This is a genomic window from Mycobacterium sp. (assembly GCF_008709575.1).
Lineage (GTDB): Bacteria > Actinomycetota > Actinomycetes > Mycobacteriales > Mycobacteriaceae > Mycobacterium.
Genome location: NZ_VYIK01000503.1, coordinates 1 through 574, shown reverse-complemented (window position 1 = coordinate 574; position 574 = coordinate 1). Strand labels below are relative to the sequence as shown.

The 574-nt window shown below is 63.4% G+C and carries 1 protein-coding gene; it reads right to left on the bottom strand.

Annotation, left to right across the window (positions count from 1 at the left end; all coding sequences use genetic code 11):
- On the bottom strand, positions 1–382 hold a 382-nt coding region (locus F6Q13_RS19830), incomplete at its 3' end, for a wax ester/triacylglycerol synthase domain-containing protein (RefSeq protein WP_293060106.1).
- Between the last annotated feature and the right edge of the window lie 192 nt (positions 383–574).

Below are 574 nucleotides of genomic sequence, written 5' to 3'. Positions count from 1 at the left end.
CGGCGGCGCGCTCGATCACCCACATCTCCCACAGCGGTTTGCTGCGATCCAGGGGCTGCGACGCGACGTCTGAACAGATTTCGGCGAGTTCTTTTCGCCTGCCTGGTGCCGGCAGGCCGACGCGTTTGAGATGCCGCTCGACGTCGAAGTCGCTGTCTTCCACCCACACCGGCTGATCCAGGTTGAGCCGGCTATCTGCCAGCTTTGCCCGCAACTCCGGCAACGCCTTGATCCGCAGCTCCAACCCGTCGCGCAGCCGATCGAAGGTGTAGCCACCGGGCATGGTCGAGGTGTCCAGCTCCACGACGGAGCACACGTTCAGCGGCTGGGTGGGCGTTTCGGTGTACAGGAAACTCGCGTCGAGGCCGCTGAGCCTTTCCATGCGGGCATGCTAAGAGCGTCGGCGCCGCGCCCACCAGGGCTCGGCCGGTAAATTGTGCCAGTTCTTGGGGTCGTTCAGCCTGTTCTCAACATTTGCCGACCAGTGTCGAACGTCGTTGCGGCTCAACGTAGCTCCGCGATCACCTTCGCGAAGCTCTCGGCGTGGTTCTCCTGCACGGTGAAGGATGTCAAC